This is a genomic window from Dyadobacter sp. HNCC25DJ185 (genome assembly GCF_056895195.1).
This window is the reverse complement of the sequence record NZ_JBXHAR010000005.1, coordinates 388,612-402,058: the sequence shown is the minus strand read 5'-3', so window position 1 is coordinate 402,058 and position 13,447 is coordinate 388,612. Positions and strand designations below refer to the sequence as shown.

9 protein-coding genes are annotated in these 13,447 nt (G+C 50.2%); 5 read left to right on the top strand and 4 right to left on the bottom strand.

The window, feature by feature from the left end:
* Positions 1-179: 179 nt before the first annotated feature.
* Both AC1XUF_RS16540 and AC1XUF_RS16535 read left to right on the top strand, forming a co-directional pair.
* Positions 180-4,001, top strand: a complete 3,822-nt coding sequence (locus AC1XUF_RS16540; protein WP_483342929.1) for a PVC-type heme-binding CxxCH protein — start codon at positions 180-182, stop codon at positions 3,999-4,001.
* A 239-nt stretch (positions 4,002-4,240) separates the two neighbouring features.
* A complete protein-coding gene (locus tag AC1XUF_RS16535) occupies positions 4,241-4,534 on the top strand; it encodes a Dabb family protein (protein WP_483342928.1) in 294 nt (97 codons plus the stop codon).
* Positions 4,535-4,562: 28 nt separating this feature from the next.
* Here AC1XUF_RS16535 and AC1XUF_RS16530 read toward each other — a convergent pair whose 3' ends face one another.
* From AC1XUF_RS16530 to nirB, 4 genes are read right to left on the bottom strand one after another with little or no spacing between them, the layout of a single operon-like run.
* A complete protein-coding gene (locus AC1XUF_RS16530) occupies positions 4,563-5,237 on the bottom strand; it encodes a response regulator (RefSeq protein ID WP_483342927.1) in 675 nt (224 codons plus the stop codon).
* 23 nt (positions 5,238-5,260) lie between these two features.
* Complete coding sequence (locus tag AC1XUF_RS16525; protein ID WP_483342926.1) at positions 5,261-6,691, bottom strand: ATP-binding protein; 1,431 nt, start codon at positions 6,689-6,691, stop codon at positions 5,261-5,263.
* A 3-nt stretch (positions 6,692-6,694) separates the two neighbouring features.
* A complete protein-coding gene (nirD, locus tag AC1XUF_RS16520) occupies positions 6,695-7,045 on the bottom strand; it encodes a nitrite reductase small subunit NirD (RefSeq protein WP_483342925.1) in 351 nt (116 codons plus the stop codon).
* 45 nt (positions 7,046-7,090) lie between these two features.
* The gene (nirB, locus tag AC1XUF_RS16515) at positions 7,091-9,607 is read right to left on the bottom strand and encodes a nitrite reductase large subunit NirB (RefSeq protein ID WP_483342924.1); all 2,517 of its coding nucleotides are present in this window, start codon (positions 9,605-9,607) and stop codon (positions 7,091-7,093) included.
* 273 nt (positions 9,608-9,880) lie between these two features.
* Here nirB and cobA point away from each other — a divergent pair, with 273 nt between their 5' ends.
* Genes cobA through AC1XUF_RS16500 form a run of 3 tightly spaced genes read left to right on the top strand, consistent with a single transcriptional unit; the run spans position 9,881 to position 13,351 of the window.
* Positions 9,881-10,636 carry a uroporphyrinogen-III C-methyltransferase gene (cobA, locus tag AC1XUF_RS16510; RefSeq protein ID WP_483343113.1) on the top strand — a complete coding sequence of 252 codons (756 nt, stop codon included), beginning with the start codon at positions 9,881-9,883 and terminating at the stop codon, positions 10,634-10,636.
* Positions 10,637-10,660: 24 nt separating this feature from the next.
* Complete coding sequence (locus AC1XUF_RS16505; protein ID WP_483342923.1) at positions 10,661-12,019, top strand: alginate export family protein; 1,359 nt, start codon at positions 10,661-10,663, stop codon at positions 12,017-12,019.
* A 27-nt stretch (positions 12,020-12,046) separates the two neighbouring features.
* Positions 12,047-13,351 carry a NarK family nitrate/nitrite MFS transporter gene (locus AC1XUF_RS16500; protein WP_483342922.1) on the top strand — a complete coding sequence of 435 codons (1,305 nt, stop codon included), beginning with the start codon at positions 12,047-12,049 and terminating at the stop codon, positions 13,349-13,351.
* The last annotated feature ends 96 nt before the right edge of the window (positions 13,352-13,447 follow it).

Below are 13,447 nucleotides of genomic sequence, written 5' to 3'. Positions count from 1 at the left end.
TTTTGCAAGGTACTATGCAATATACAGTAGCTGGCGAAAAGCGGACTGATTGTCTACACAAACGGTAGTTTCGAATGATGAGTGAATATGCATTTCGCCTGTTAAAGCTAAGGAAGTTATCGAATCACCATAAACTTTATTGATTTATTGATAATTTCAACGCTCCTAGCCTTTAACTCATGAAAAAATACTTCCCGCGTTTCCTGCGAAAGCTCCATGTGCTATTCGCCTTGCTCAGCATTCATCTGGCTGCCCAAACGCCTAATCCCGGATTTTTGCCTAAAAAGGGCGACCATATCATCCTGCTCGGCAATACTTTTGCCGACAGGATGCGGCATTACAATTACTTCGAAACGCTGCTGCAGAAAAGCTTCCCCGGCCAGGAACTAGTGCTGCGGAACATGGGATGGAGTGCCGATGAAGTGGGCTTACAGCCTCGCCCGCTTAACTTTCCCGGTTTTGGAGAAAAAACCGACCGGCTTACGGAGGGCCAGAAAGAGATCAAGTTCAAGAGTTTTACGCACGAGCAGGAAAAGATTATCATGCCGGTTGCGCTCAATTTCGACGGGCTGAACCAGGACCTGACCGATCAGAAAGCAGATATCATATTTCTCTGCTTTGGCATGAATGAGTCGTTCAAAGGTCCTGGCGGACTGCCCCAGTTTGAAAAAGACTTGAACGCATTTATAGAAAACCTGACCAGCCACAAATACAACGGGAGAGCCGCCCCGGTTTTGGTGCTGATATCGCCCATCGCGCACGAAAATCTGGGCATCCCGTTTCCCGATCCTTCCGCACATAACCCAAATCTGCAACTGTATACCAAGGCGATGCAAAAATCGGCCTCCTCCAAAGGCCTGTATTTCGTAGACCTGTTTGAGCCTTCGATGGCACGCATGAAATCGAAGCTGCAAAAGCCCCTCACGATAAACGGTATCCACCTCAATGATACGGGTTACCGGCTGGCAGCGGAATGGATCGGGCAATCATTGGGCTTCCCCGCCAAAGCCGATTTCGATTCCGAAAATGAAAAAAAGCTACGGGCAGTCATCAAAATGAAGGACGACCATTTTTTTTACCGCTGGCGCGCAGTAAACGGCGAATATATATACGGACGCCGCAGGGAGCCTTTCGGCGTTATTGCATTTCCTCCCGAGATGCGTAAGCTCAATCAGATGACCGTCGCATTGGACTCAGTGATTTGGACGCTCGCAGAAACAAAGGACACAAGCGCCTATCAAAAGGCGCTGGATATTGTCGATCGCCGGGGAAAGGCAATTGACCCGACGCTGGTTACCGATATCCCGATGACCGGCAGACAGGGAGAGGCTGCAAGAGCAGCCGCACACGAACATCATGACCAGACATGGCCCGCTACAACCGAGCAGTTCAAGCTCCCAAAAGGATTTGAGATCAATCTTTTCGCTTCCGAAAAAGACTTCCCGATTGAAAAACCTGTAGCGATCAATTTCGACGCGAGAGGCAGGCTCTGGGTGGCTACCATGCCTACTTACCCCCAATATTTCCCGGGCATCCCTGTTCATGACAAGATTGTGGTCCTGGAGGATACCGATGGCGACGGCAAAGCCGACAAGCATACCGTCTTTGCCGACGATCTGTACCTTCCGCTGGGCTTTGAATTTGGCAACGGAGGCGTATTTGTATCCCAGGAGCCGGATATTCTTTTTTTAAAAGATACCGACGGTGACGGAAAGGCCGATCTGCGCGAGGTGGTCCTGAGCGGCTTTGGTTCGGAGGACAGCCACCACGCTACCCATGCATTCACCTACGGACAGGATGGCGCACTGTATTTTAACGAAGGCACTTTCCTGAACACCCAGGTGGAAACACCCTATGGCCCGGTACACTCTTATGCCGGCGCTACCTACCGGTATGAGCCACGTACGGCCAAATTAACCCATTATATTTCCTACCCTTATTACAATCCATGGGGGAGTGTTTTCGACAGGTGGGGCACGCACCTCATTGGCGACGCCTCCGACGGCTCTAATTATTTTGCGCCGCCTATGACCGGCAAAGTCACTTATCCCGACAAGCACCCGCGCATCGATATGTTTACGGAAACACGTGTACGGCCTACTGCGGGAATTGAAATCATTTCCAGCCGTCAGTTCCCGGATGATGTCCAGGGGGACTTTTTGGTCAATAATAATATTGGTTTCCAGGGGACAAAACAGCACCGCATTATTCACGAAAATTCAGGAATCCGCGGCAAGGAAGTGGAACCGCTGTTACAATCTTCCGATCCCAATTTCCGGCCAATCGATCTTGAATTCGGGCCTGATGGAGGGGTTTACATCGCCGACTGGTACAACCCGCTGATCTCGCACGGTGAAAACCCGCCCCGCGATCCGGCGCGGGACAAGTCGCACGGCAGGATCTGGCGAATTACCTACCATGATAAGCCGCTGCTCCAAACCGCCGATATCTCGAAACAGACCGTCCCTGAACTGCTGGATAACCTCAAAGCCTATGAAGACCGGCTCCGTTACCGGTCCAGGACCCTGATCCGAGAAAAGTCGCCACTCCAAGTATTACCAGCGCTGAAAAACTGGGTTTCCTCCCTCGATAAATCCGATCCGCAGTATGAGCACAACCTGCTGGAAGCACTCTGGCTTTATCAGGATTTTGATGTGGTGGAAACCGACCAGCTGAAAACGCTGCTGAATGCAAAAGAACCTCAGGCACGGGCCGCCGCTACGAAAATTTTACGATTCTGGTACGATCGCATACCCAATGCACTGGTGTTATTAAAGGCGCGGATCAACGACGGATCTCCCCGGGTGCGGTTGGAAGCAATCGTCGCCGCGAGCTTTGTAGAATCCGAAGCAGGCGTGAACGCTGCCCTCGACATTTTGAAATACCCGACAGATTATTACCTGGATTATGCGATTCGTGAAACCTTCAGACATCTGAAGCCCGTATGGTTGGTATCCCTGCAAGAAGGAAAAATACCTGCGAAGGCTGAAAAATATCTGGTTACGCTTTTGACCGATCAGGAACTTACGGGTTTGCCCAAAACACCACAAGTACTCGCAACTGCCCTGACCAGGCCGGATTTCGATCCTGAACGGAAAAGAGCTGCGCTAACCGAACTGGCTCAAATTCAGAAAATGAGTAGGGTGAATCTCCTGATCCATGCCATCAGGCAGGAAAAGACCGGTACGGACGCGCAGAACACGCTGATTGGGCTTCTCTTGAAGTCGGGGCCTGATGAATTGTTCAAAGAACGGGCGGGTTTTGAAAAGATGGTCGAAAGCGATACCAGCAGGTTAATGAAAGTGATAGGCTATGCTGCACTGATCGCATCGGACAAATCCCGGCAAAATCTGTTGTCGTCGGATAAGGCGGTTTCTTTAGCCGAAACCCCAGAAATTGCTTACCCGCTTTTGATGGATATGACGATGCAGAACGACGGTACCGTACAATCGACCGAATCGTTCGTGACATCGCTACAGACCCTGCCCGAACATGTCCAAAACTCAAAACAATTTGCTGCGGCCGTTGTGGAAATGAAGAAAAGAGTGAGCCGCCTTCCCGAAAACCAGAGGGCAAAAGTACTCTCCCTGCTTGAAAACATCGGTACCATTGAAATTGTACTCCATTCCGTTGAAGCAAAAATGGCTTTTGATCAAAAAGCGTTAAGTGTCCCGGCAGGCCGGAAAATATCGCTTGTCTTTAACAATCCTGACGTGATGCCGCACAATGTGGTCATCGTCAGACCGGGCACGGAACAAAAAGTAGGAGAGGCAGCGGACGCAATGGCAAACCTGAAAGACGGTTTTGAAAAGAACTTTATACCCAACACGGCCGATGTGTTGTTCGCTACACCTCTGGTTAATGCCGGCAAAAGCTTCCGATTGGATTTTACCGCGCCCACCCAGCCAGGAGATTATCCGTTTATATGTTCATTTCCAGTACATTGGAAAGTAATGCAAGGCATACTAAAGGTAACGGAGAAGGCTGAGAAACCAAGATGAGGACTACATTCATTACTATATTGTCCTTTATGACCCGGCTGGTCGCGCATGCTCGGGGGCATGTCGCTGACCATCGCTATCCGGCTCTTCGGGTAAATGAAGCGATGTCAATCCTTTTCCTGAAAGGAACGCCATTATCTTCATTTCCGTAGCGGCGGCGCTTTTCACATCAATCGGTCAGGGACTGCACCTCTGCACTGGCTGGTTCGACTATTTGAACATATTTAAATTGTAAATGGATGATTTACCACTCCGTATTCCTCAGACTTAAATACCCTCAGAACTCAGAAGAACAAATGCTTTTCCTGAAAGCGGCACGGGAACTGCAAAATATCCCCGGCGTCAACAATTTCAAAGTATTGAAAGAGATCAGCCCGAAAAACAAGTTTGAATATGGGCTGTCAATGGAATTTGAAAATCAGGAAAAATACGACGCTTATTCAGATCATCCTGAGCACCAGAGGTTCATACACGAAATATGGATCCCCCTTGTAGCCGATTTCCAGGAAATTGATTATATGGAATTGTCTTAACCGGTACACTTCCACCAGCGGAAAAATCCTATCGCGAACCCTTTAGAGCCAGGCTGATCAACTCCGCAGTGTTCTTCACGTTCGCCTTCTTCATGATGCTGGCCCGCTGGTTAGCCACTGTGTTGGCGCTGATATCGAATTTTTCGGCAATGTCTTTACTGCTCATGCCTTCGGTCAGACATTTCAGGATCTGCTGCTCACGGGGCGTAATCACATTCCAGATCGATTTCCCGTCAATGTGCTCCATGTCAAGAGCTATTGCAGGCGCATCCTGCAAATTTTGTTTCAGCAGGCTTCTGATAATGATCGACGAAGCATAAGGCGGAAAGTACAATTCACCTTTGGCAATGCTCCGGATCGCGGCCAGCATTTCGTCCCGGCTGGTATCCTTCTGAAGATAACCCGAAGCGCCCTTTTTCGCCGAAGAAATCATGTAATCGGGGTTATTATGCATGCTGAAAACCAGAATGCGTGCGTCCGGAAACTCGGGAACGATCTGTTCGATCACCTCCATACCCGAAACACGGGGCATGGTCAGGTCCAGCAGGATTACGTCAGGCTTTGTTTTTTCCACCATATCCCACACCTCGTCGCCATCGGAAGCCTCACCGGCGATGAAGATATCTTCCTCATCTTCGAGTAAAGAAATAATTCCCTGACGGACCACAGAATGGTCATCCACAACTAAAATCCTGATCGGCATTGACGAAATGTTTTTTGCAAATATTAGAAATCCACTTTAACGATCAACCTCGTCCCGCTGTTAATTTCAGATATAATTTCCATTTCGCCATTCATCAGCTGCGCCCTGGTGCGGATATTTTCCATCCCATGGTGGTTGTACGCAAAATCCTGGTAAGGCTTCAAACCTTTGAGATTGAACCCCTTCCCGTCGTCGCTTACTTCCAGTACAACGCGGGTTTCGCTTTGGTCCAGTCTGACGTCGATCCTGTCTGCCTGGGCGTGTTTGACCGCATTGTTCAATGCCTCCTGCGCGATCCGGTAAAGGCCGGTTTCCATTGTACGGCCAAGTTCCGGCTCGCCCGATGTTTTCTGTTCGAATTGAATGTTGATACCCGAAGAATTTTGCGTTTGCTCGCACAGCAGTTTCAGCGCGGCGGCCAGCCCGAAGTCATTCAAAACCGATGGCATCAGGTTAAATGAAATCTGCCGGGTGGTCTGGATCGTATCGTGGATCAATGATACCAGCTGCCCGAACCTCTTTTGATGCTTTTCATCGGAAAAAGGCATGGTTTTAAGCTTTTCGGCATGGAGTTTCAGCCCGGTGAGCATTTGTCCGATACCGTCGTGCAGTTCCAACGCAAACCGTTTCCGCTCTTCTTCCTGCCCCTCGATCAGCGCCGCCGCCCTGATCCTATCCTCTGCCATTTGCAATTGGTATTTTTCTTCCTGCAATTGTAAGAGGTCATGCTGGGCCGCTACAAGATGTTCATTCGCCTCTTTCAACTTTTGATTTGACAATTGAAGTGCCTCCTCCGACTCGGTCAGCATGCGCACGACCCGCCTCGTTGTATTCACTACCGGCCTGAAAATCAGCAGACCTTCGGCCAGCAAAACCAGGATTGTCATGATATCCAGTATCCACTCGATCCTTTCCAGGTTTTCGAGTTTACGAAAACTTTCCTGGTCAAACTGGAAGACAATGTTGTCCATCCTGGCCAGATACTGCGGTTCGTTTTTCAGGATCGAGGCCAGGGACTCCGCGCTTTGCTTCTTTGAAACGGAGTCATTTTTTATTTGTCCAAAATCATGGTACAAACTGTCAAAAACCGGGGATATGTCGCGGAACATGGAGTCAAGCCTGGCGCTTTTCCAGGTGACGTAGCCTGCTTCGACGGGCAGCTTATTTTTCAGCAAATGATCGTGGCTTTCCTTCCAGAGCACCAGAAGCGAATCGAAGCTGGCCGGATCGTCATAAGACTTCCCCTCGGTTTCCAGGATCGCGATTTTGGTAAGACGCTGACTGAGCATCCTCTGCCTGCCCGCCACATTGACGACCCTGCTGTCGTGGTTCAATCCGCTGATCGTTCTCCGGATCAGGAATAAACCGCTGATCGTCAGCATGGCCACGACACAAAGGGCGACGACGTAAAAGCGCGTCAGGCTTCCTGCTACCCGGTTATCAAGTCTTTCCATGTGTCATATTCCAATGTAAACCAGGTTTTCTTTGATCATCACCGGGAAGGTACTGATCGCATAATTATCATCATTGAGGCACTTTCCGGTTTGCAATGAAAAGGTTTTTTTGTGAAACGGACAAGCGACTTTCGGCTCGCCCTCCTGGCTGCCGATCATGCCGCGTGAAACCGCCATCTGCTGCCTGTGTGGGCATTGGTTGTCGGTCGCAAACCATTCGCCGCGCCTGCTGAAATTGAAGATGGCTATTTGACGACCGTCGATTAACGCGCATCCGCCTCCGTCTTCGGGTATGTCGCTGACGTGGCAGGCTTTGTGCCAGGTTACTTTGGTTGTTGTTTTTTCTGAGTACATAGGAGTTGTTTTTATTGCCACGAATACACGAATTGAACACGAATTTTAAGCCCACTCCGCGGCCTTCTTCTGGCCTCTCATTTCCTCGAATCCCACCGTCGGATCTTTTTCAGGCGTATTTACAAAATGGGTGAAACGTTTTCTTAGCTCCGGATTTTGCACTACTTCTTTCCATTCACATTGATACACATCGATCAGTTGCTGGATGTCGTGTTCCAGTTCGGCGGCGATGCCGAGAGAATCTTCCACGATTACGGCTTTGAGGTAGTTGATGCCGCCTTCCAGTTTGTTGAGCCAGGTGGCGGTGCGGGTGAGCGGGTCGGCGGTTTTGATGTAGAACATTAAGAAGCGGTCGATCAGGCGGATGCAGGTTTCTTTGTCCACGTCGGTGGCGAGCAGCTGGGCGTGCTGGGGTTTGGAGCCGCCATTTCCGCAGACGTACAGGTTCCAGCCTTTTTCGGTGGCGATGATGCCAAAATCCTTGCTCTGCGCCTCTGCACATTCGCGGATACAACCTGAGACTGCCGATTTTAACTTATGCGGCGAGCGCAAACCTTTATACCGGTCCTCCACTTCAATTGCGAAACTCACAGAATCCTGCACGCCAAAACGGCACCAGGTGGAGCCTACGCAGCTTTTTACGGTCCGTAATGATTTTCCATAGGCATGTCCGCTTTCAAAACCGGCATCGATCAGCTCTTCCCAGATCAGCGGCAGGTCGCCCAGGTGTGCGCCGAACATATCGATGCGCTGGCCGCCAGTGATCTTGGTATATAACCCGTATTTCTGCGCCACTTCGCCGATCACGATCAGTTTTTCAGGGGTAATTTCCCCGCCGGGAATGCGCGGGACTACCGAGTAGGTCCCTCCTTTCTGAATGTTGGCCAGGTAACGATCATTGGAATCCTGGATCGGCGCCCGGTCTTTTTGCAGGATATTTTCGTTCCACAAACTCGCCAGCAATGAAGCCACTACCGGTTTACAAACTTCGCAGCCGTCGCCTTTTCCAAACTCATCCAGAACTGCGCCATACGTCTTCAACCCATTCATTTTCACCAGATCGAGCAGTTCCTGGCGGCTAAAACTGAAATGTTCACAAACGACATTGCGGACATACAAACCATTTTGCTTCATCACACCGGCAATGATATCCTTCACCATCGGCACGCAGCCGCCGCAGCCTGTACCGGCTTTGCAGCATTTTTTGAGAGCATCTACTGTATGATGTCCGTTTTCGCCGATTTCGTGACATAACATTCCTTTGGTAACCGCCTCGCAGGAGCAGATCAGCGCGTCGTCGGGGAAACTCATCACACCAGCGCCTGCTTCTTCGCCTCCGCGCGATCCCAAAATCAAATCTTCCGGGTCGGGCGGCAGGACGGTTTTGTTTTTGAATGTCTGCAGAAGCATATTGTACTGGCTCGCGTCGCCTACCAGGATTCCGCCCAGCAGCGTTTTGCCGTCTTCACTTACATTCACTCTTTTGTAAATTCCTTTGGCCTTGTTTTCGTAACGGATTGTTTTACAGGCCGGCTCCTCGATAAATGCGTCGCCGAAGCTGGCTACATCGGTACCGATGAGTTTCAATTTGGTCGACATGTCATAAGGCAGAAATTCCTTCTCGCCACCGGTAACTTTCGTCGCAACCACATCGGCCATTTCGTAGCCGGGAGCGATGAGTCCGTAGATCATGTGGTGCGCCAGGGCACATTCACCGATCGCGAAAATGGCGGGATCGGAGGTTTGAAGCTGATTGTTCACTACGATGCCGCCGCGTGGATGCGTTTCCAATCCTGCAATTTTCGCCAGCTCGTCGCGCGGACGGATACCCGCCGAGATCACCAGCATATCCACTTCCAGCAGGCTGCCGTCGGCAAACTGCATGCCCGAAATGCTGTCGCCGCCTGTGATCTCCTGCGTACTTTTTGCAAGATGTATCTGTAAACCAAGCGATTCCAGTTGACTTTGTAATGTTCGCGAACCGGCTTCGTCGATTTGCCGGGGCATCAGTCTTGGCGCAAATTCGACTACGTGTGCCTCTTGCAAACCGAGGTCCAGCAATGCTTTGGCAGCTTCCAGACCTAAAAGTCCGCCGCCAAGTACCGCGCCCTTTTTCGCTCTGACTGCGTGCGCCTGGATCAGTTCCAGGTCCTCAATGGTACGGTACACAAATACACCGTCTTTTTCCACGCCCGGGATGGACGGCACAAATGCGCCAGAGCCGGTCGCCAGCACGAGGTAGTCATAATACACTACATGTCCGTGGTGCGACCTGACACATTTTTCATTCCTATCAATGTCCACAACCGGATCGGAAAGCAGCAGCCGGATTCCGTTTTCATGGTACCAGTCTGTGCCTGCCAGTGAAAGGTCATCAGCCGTTTTTCCAGCAAAGAATTCGCTCAGATGTACCCTGTCATAGGCCGCCCGCGGCTCTTCTCCGAAAATTGTGATTTCAAAGACCTGATCACTTTTCTTTCGCAACAACAGCTTTTCGCAGAATTTATATCCTACCATTCCGTTGCCGGCAACTACAATTCGCGTGTTAGAAATAGAGTTCATAGTATATATTAACTATTAAATTATAATTTCAACAAAATATTATATAAATATTTAAATAAATTGACATCTCATAGTCACTCCCAGCATTCAAATGTAAACGGCATATAGTTCATTTCCTAATGTAAAATTTGCTCATATAGTTATTTTTAAATATAAATTTTGGTCAAAGTGTTGTTTTGTAAAATATTACACCTAATTTTGATGCCATAGTTGACGTAGTAACTATATACTATTTATAGTACAATCTCAACATTCAATCACTCCATACTTATGATGACGCCAAAACTTACATTGGTCGGTGCAGGTCCGGGAAATGCGGAACTGATCACTTTGAAGGGCATGAAAGCATTGCAGCAGGCCGATGTGGTGCTGTACGACGAACTCGCCAATACCGAGCTGCTGGAATTTGCGCCTGTAGCCGCATTGAAAATGTATGTCGGCAAGAAGGCAGGCAACCCGTCCTTTTCACAAAGCGAGATCAACGGACTGATCGTCAGGCTTGCACGCAAGCGCGGACATGTGGTGAGACTGAAAGGCGGCGACTCATTTGTATTTGGGAGAGGTTATGAAGAACTGGATTACGCCCGCGAGCATGGCATCGAGGTAGAAGTAGTGCCGGGCGTTTCGAGCTGCATTGCGGTACCTGCCTCGCTGGAAATCCCGGTAACGAGCCGCGGATACAGCGAAAGTTTCTGGGTGATCACCGGCACGACGCGCAATGAAGAACTTTCCGACGATATGCAGCTGGCGGCGCAGTCGAAGGCGACCGTTGTGGTTTTGATGGGGATGAGCCGGTTGAAGGAAGTTTGTGATTTGTATAAAAAATTCGGTCGGGCCCATTTGCCGATGGCGATCATCCAGAACGGGACGAGGGAAAATGAGAGAAGTGTGATCGGGCAGGTTTGGGAAATGCCGCGGCTGGCGGAAGAAAACGGGATCGGGACGCCGGCGATCATGGTGATCGGCGAAGTGGTAGCTCTGAATCCCTCTTATTCAATGGATTACCTGCAAAGTATGCAGCTGATTTAATACCAACCTACAACTCCTATTCGAATGAAAAAGAACATTTACCTGCTCTGGGCGGGTATCATCGGCATCGCCATGCTCGGCCCCGGTGAAACTTTCGCCCAACTGACTATCTCGGGCCAGCTCAGGACCCGCACGGAGCTGCTGCAAGGACAGGGCAACCCGCTGAACAAGGGAGAAAAACCTGCCTTTTTTACCTCACAAAGAACCCGGCTGAATGCGGGTTACAAGGGTTATCGTTTCAATTTTTTCGTAGCCGTGCAGGATGTGCGGGTGTGGGGCCAGGACGCTTCTACCAATAACAGGATCACCAATTCAACATTGAATGGACTCATGCTGCATGAAGCCTGGGCCGAAATCAGCCTGCTGGACACTAATAAAACCAGACTTGGCAAGGAGTTTGCATTGAAAATCGGTCGCCAGGAATTGCTTTATGACGACAGCCGCCTGCTTGGTAACCTCGACTGGCTGCAACAGGCAAGGCGCCACGACGCGGCGGTTTTGAAACTCGGCGCCAACAATTTCACGGCCCACATCGGCGTCGCGTATAACCAGAACCGTGAACTAAAAACGGGTACATTATATGAGGGAATTCCAAACGGATATCCCGCCGGGACAAACGGGATCGGTACCATGTACAAGTCGATGCAGTTTGTTTATCTGGGCAAAAAACTTAGTGCCGGAAACATTTCTTTCGTGGCGTTAAAAGACGATTTTCAGAAATATACTTTGAATGAAAAGAGCGAGCGGGTACTTCAAAAAGGCACCTGGAACCGCGTGACATTCGGCCCCTATCTGCAAATTAAACCCTACAAATCCTGGAACCTGACGGCCAGCGCCTACTTTCAGACTGGCAGAGACAAAGACGGCAAATCACTGAATGCCAATATGTATTCGCTGCGAGGACTTTACACGGTGAACAAATTTCTGTCCGTCGGCCCCGGTTTTGACCATACCTCGGGTACCGGCAGCAATGCTTCCAAAAACCGCACATTCGATCCGCTTTACGGCACGCCGCACAAGTTTTGGGGACAAATGGATTACTTCTACGCGGCGAACGGTTTCGGCAAAGGCGGACTTTCGGATGTGTATGTCAACAGCGTGATCAAAGCAGGAGAAAAGTTCTTGATCAATGCTGACTATCACCACTTTTCAAGCGCAGCGACGATCCATAATGCGAGTGATCAGAAGCTATCCTCGGACCTCGGCAGCGAGCTGGATATCATTGCCAATTACAACCTGACGAAGGCGATCAGCTTTCAGGGCGGCTACTGCACTTACTTCACGACTTCCACATTAGGTTTTGTAAAAAACGTCCCAAATCCGTCCAAAATGGCCAATTGGGCTTACCTGATGATCAATATCAAGCCTGATTTTATCAAATAATATTTTAACCACTCAACTCCTATTACGATGGAAAGCACAAACCAGCCGCTGGAAAAACTCAACATTTTCAGCATGAAAGGCATTCAAATGCGCACATTTCACCTGACCTGGATGGCATTTTTCCTTTGCTTTTTCGGGTGGTTCGGACTGGCGCCGCTGATGTCGGTGATCAAAACGGACCTTGGACTGACTAAAAGCCAGATCGGCAACATTATCATTGCATCGGTCGCGGCGACGGTCGTGGCGCGCATTGCGATCGGGAAATTGTGTGATACCTGGGGGCCGCGGAAAACGTATGCGGCGCTGATGGGGATCTGCGCATTTCCGGTGATGCTGGTCGGGCTGGTACATTCTTATGAGTCATTCCTGCTTTTCCGTCTGGCGATCGGCGTGATCGGCGCGTCGTTTGTGGTCACGCAATACCATACTTCGGTGATGTTTGACAAAAAGATCGTCGGTACCGCCAATGCTGTGGCAGGCGGCTGGGGTAACCTGGGCGGCGGGATCACCAATATGGTCATGCCGCTGATTTTTGCGGGTTTTGTAGGCGCAGGATATCTCCCTGAATCGGCGTGGCGGCTGGCGATGATTGTGCCGGGTGCGATACTGCTGGTCTTTGCATTCGTCTACTACTTTTTCACCAAAGATACCCCCGCCGGCAACTTCGAGGATCTCCAAATCGCCAATCCAAAAGCAGCGAAAACAAAAGGTACCCTCGTCGCAGCGATGAAGGACAAACGCACCTGGGCTTTGTTTCTGGCTTACGGAGCGTGTTTTGGAATTGAAATTACCTTCGACAATGTGGCTGCCCTCTACTTCTTCGAAAACTTCGACACCACCCTTGCCACCGCCGGTATCCTCGCCGGAACATTCGGTTTCATGAACATTTTCGCCCGGGCTGTCGGCGGTATCGTGGCAGATAAAGTGGGTAGAAATCACGGAATGCTGGGCAAAGGCCGCCTGCTGGCACTGTGCCTCGCGCTGGAAGGGATCGGTATCGCGCTTTTCGCACAGAGCGGCACCATCATGATCGCCGTCGTGACCATGCTTTCGTTCGCGATGTTTTTGAAAATGGCAAATGGTGTGACTTATGCGATCGTCCCTTTTATTAATCGGAAAGCCATCGGCTCGGTGAGTGGCATTGTGGGCGCTGGCGGTAATGTTGGTGCAGTGCTTGCCGGGTTTTTGTTTAAATCCAGCAGTATCAGTTACTCGGAGGCATTTGTGTACATCGGGGTAGCGATTGCCTGTGTGGCGGCAGTTGTGGCGCTGGTTGATTTCAGTGGAAAAACGGAGGTGGTGGCTGAGGCTTTGGAAGTAGCTGAGGCTTAGGCTATTTGTCATGCTTCGACTCTGCAGCATGACAAAATGCAGCAACACCGGACAACACCAAACTATCCCAAACATCAACGTACAACACCAAACTAA

Coding starts and splice junctions, on each gene's coding strand:
- AC1XUF_RS16540 (WP_483342929.1), top strand. CDS start 180: ATGAAAAAATACTTCCCGCGTTTCCTGCGAAAGCTCCATGTGCTATTC.
- AC1XUF_RS16535 (WP_483342928.1), top strand. CDS start 4,241: ATGATTTACCACTCCGTATTCCTCAGACTTAAATACCCTCAGAACTCA.
- AC1XUF_RS16530 (WP_483342927.1), bottom strand. CDS start 5,237: ATGCCGATCAGGATTTTAGTTGTGGATGACCATTCTGTGGTCCGTCAG.
- AC1XUF_RS16525 (WP_483342926.1), bottom strand. CDS start 6,691: ATGGAAAGACTTGATAACCGGGTAGCAGGAAGCCTGACGCGCTTTTAC.
- nirD (WP_483342925.1), bottom strand. CDS start 7,045: ATGTACTCAGAAAAAACAACAACCAAAGTAACCTGGCACAAAGCCTGC.
- nirB (WP_483342924.1), bottom strand. CDS start 9,607: ATGAACTCTATTTCTAACACGCGAATTGTAGTTGCCGGCAACGGAATG.
- cobA (WP_483343113.1), top strand. CDS start 9,881: ATGACGCCAAAACTTACATTGGTCGGTGCAGGTCCGGGAAATGCGGAA.
- AC1XUF_RS16505 (WP_483342923.1), top strand. CDS start 10,661: ATGAAAAAGAACATTTACCTGCTCTGGGCGGGTATCATCGGCATCGCC.
- AC1XUF_RS16500 (WP_483342922.1), top strand. CDS start 12,047: ATGGAAAGCACAAACCAGCCGCTGGAAAAACTCAACATTTTCAGCATG.